The 2830-nt window shown below is 57.7% G+C and carries 3 protein-coding genes; 2 read left to right on the top strand and 1 reads right to left on the bottom strand.

Translation table 11 applies throughout. The features are described from left to right. The first annotated feature begins 348 nt into the window (after positions 1–348). Positions 349–576, top strand: coding sequence for a DUF4172 domain-containing protein (locus tag NY78_RS25950; RefSeq protein ID WP_043640982.1), 228 nt, complete (start codon positions 349–351; stop codon positions 574–576). 60 nt (positions 577–636) lie between these two features. Here NY78_RS25950 and NY78_RS21465 read toward each other — a convergent pair whose 3' ends face one another. Next, positions 637–1194, bottom strand: coding sequence for a recombinase family protein (locus tag NY78_RS21465; RefSeq protein ID WP_043640979.1), 558 nt, complete (start codon positions 1192–1194; stop codon positions 637–639). Positions 1195–1312: 118 nt separating this feature from the next. Between NY78_RS21465 and NY78_RS21460 the strand changes: the two genes are divergently transcribed. Further along, positions 1313–2830: DUF4158 domain-containing protein (locus tag NY78_RS21460; RefSeq protein WP_043640985.1), on the top strand; the 1518-nt coding region annotated here is incomplete at its 3' end.

Raw genomic sequence — 2830 nt, 5'->3', positions numbered from 1 at the left:
ACAGTTCGGGTACTTGACGTAGCCGCCCCCCTGCGGGGGAAAATGGCCTTCGGCCAAGCCAGGTCGCTGCGCTCCCAAAAAACACGCCCCCCGGCGAACAGCCGAAAGGCAAGCCTTCAAGGGCACGGTGCGTGCGGTGGTGCGGTCGAACGCGGAAGCTCGGACAGCCGACAGCCACAGACCCGGCAAAACGGCCGAATGTTCAATCCTATCGCCAAAAACGGCATTCCCCCATGATAGCCTTGAAAAATCCAACCTGGGCCGTTCTAGGGGGCTGCACAGCTATGCCCATTTTTCGCTTGCTCATGCGACGAATACACCCCACATTCACCGCATGGAGTGCGGTGAATGAGAAAATACATTTATGATCAGGCTGATTGGCCCCAGTTTCGATGGGACGCCGCTGCCCTGAGCAGGCAACTGGCAGAAGTGCGGCACAGACAGGGCTGGCTCTTGGGGCGCATGGAAGGGGTCACGTCACCGAACGGAAATTTATGCACGCTAAGGGTGGGCGGGGGCAGGATACAGCGTTACAGCGTCTGCGCGGACACTCCGCTGTTCTTGGCCACATCATGAGGTGACATACCGTTTGGGGCGAGTCAGAAAGCGGAAGAAATCGCAACCATGATTTACCCATTATTGTTGGTGCCTTGCCAAGATTCGAGCGACAGTGGACGGATGTACGCGAAACAACCTGGCGGCGTCAGATCCCGTCTTCTGGCCTGACGTCACCATTGCGACGATTTCCTCTTGCTGCTGCACAGTCAGCTTGGGCCGCCGGCCACCTACCCGACCTTCCTTTCGCGCAACCGCAAGGCCATTTCTCGTACGCTCACGCAGCATGGCGCGTTCAAATTCAGCGAATGATCCCACGATCTGCATCATCATGCGCCCAGCCGGGGCAGAAGTGTCTATCGCTTCGGTCAGGCTTTGGAAGTCAGCGCCTACCGCCTCAATTTTTTCGAGCGTCAGGAGAAGGTCTTTCAGTGAGCGTGAGAGACGATCTAGTTTCCAGACAACGAACACATCCCCCTTGCGCAGATGCTCCAGCAGGCGATGCAGTTCTGGCCGGTTCCATCGACCGCCGGAGGCCTTTTCCTGAAAAATCCGCTCACAGCCGGATTCTTTAAGGGCGGCAATTTGTGCCTGGGTGTCTTGTTTCTGTGTGGAAACGCGTGCGTAGCCGATACGCATAGTTGCAAAATCCTATTGCCATTTATTCTTATTTTGCAATATATTGTTGCAATGCGCAAGTCCATGTTTTTCGTGATGGGCATTGTGGTTACGCAAACGAATGTTTGTGAGGGCTTCTATGCCGCGACGCGAGCTCCTGTCTCCCATTCAACGGGCCGCAATATTGGCTCTTCCCGAGGACGAGGGGGAACTCATCCGTCGTTATCCATTCACAACTCGTGACATGGCTCTTGTTCAGCAGAGGCTTGGTGATTCCAACCGATTCGGTTTCGCAGTCCATCTTTGCCACCTCCGTTTTCCAGGGCAGATACTCGGGGCTGGGGAAAGTCCAGACCCTCGACTGACGCGACTTGTTGCTCGCCAGCTTGGTCTTGATTCGGAGGTGTGGTCCGAATACGCCCAACGGGATCAAACACGGCGAGAGCACCTACAGCTCATCATCGACGCCTATGGCTATCGGCAATTCTCTGCGGCGTCCTATCGCGAGTTGGCACTCTGGCTTTTCCCACTGGCCATACAGAGCGACCAGGGCATGGTGTTGGCCCAAACCGTCCTAGAAGAACTCCGGATCCACAAAATTATCGTTCCCTCAATTTCGGTGGTCGAGCGTTTGTGCGCCGAGGCGGCCTCCCGCGCCCTGCGCCAGATCCACCAGGCGCTGACAGATCCCCTTTCTCAGGCCCAACAGAAGAAGTTGGACACCCTGTTCCAGTTGAAAGAATCCACCACCATCAACGTCTTGGTTTGGCTGCGCCAGCCCGTGACCGCCACGGGTCCACGCCACTTGATGGATTTGATAGAGCGGCTACGCCGCATCCGGGACCTTGGCCTGCCGCCGGAGTTGGCCAACGCGGTCCACCAGAACCGCCTGCTGAAGTTGGCCCGAACAGCAGAACAGTCCACCAGCCAACATCTGCGGCGTTTCGATGATGATCAACGCCACGCCCTTTTGGTGGCCCTGCTTCTGGAAACCCGCGCCACCCTAACGGACGAATGCCTCGACATGCACGACCGCATCATGGGGGCGCTCTTCGCGCGGGCAAAACGCCGCCACCTGGAGGCCTTCGCGGATTCAGCCCAAACCATCAACGAGAAGGGCCGGCTGTTCACCAAGGTCGGGCACGCATTGGTGGAAGCCCGAAAGAACGGCGTGGACCCCTTTACCGCCATCGAAACGGTCATGCCTTGGGAAGCCTTCGAGGCCAGCGTGACGGAGGCTGCAAGCATTGCCAAGCCCGGCGCGGATGACTCCCTCGGCCTGATCGGAACCTCGTATTCGCAGATCCGGCGTTATGCCCCGGCTCTCTTGGAGACCTTCGAGTTCAAAGCTGCACCCGTAGCGGAAGATCTGCTGGAAGCAATTTACCTCCTCCTAAGACTGAACGCCACAGGAACCCGCGAAATCCCGGAAGGCGCGCCGTCTCGCTTTATCCGGAAACGGTGGGCGTCTCTGGTGCACGGAGAGGGTGGCATCGAACGTCGGTTTTACGAACTGTGCGTCCTCTCGGAGATGAAGAATTCCCTCCGATCCGGGGATCTCTGGGTTTCCGGGAACCGCCAGTTCAAGGACTTCGAGGAATACTTGCTTTCTCCACACGCATTCAATGAGCTAAAGGCGGGGGGGGCTTCCATTGCC

It is taken from the genome of Desulfovibrio sp. TomC (genome assembly GCF_000801335.2).
Taxonomy (GTDB): Bacteria; Desulfobacterota; Desulfovibrionia; order Desulfovibrionales; family Desulfovibrionaceae; genus Solidesulfovibrio.
This window is presented reverse-complemented; position numbering and strand designations above follow the sequence as displayed.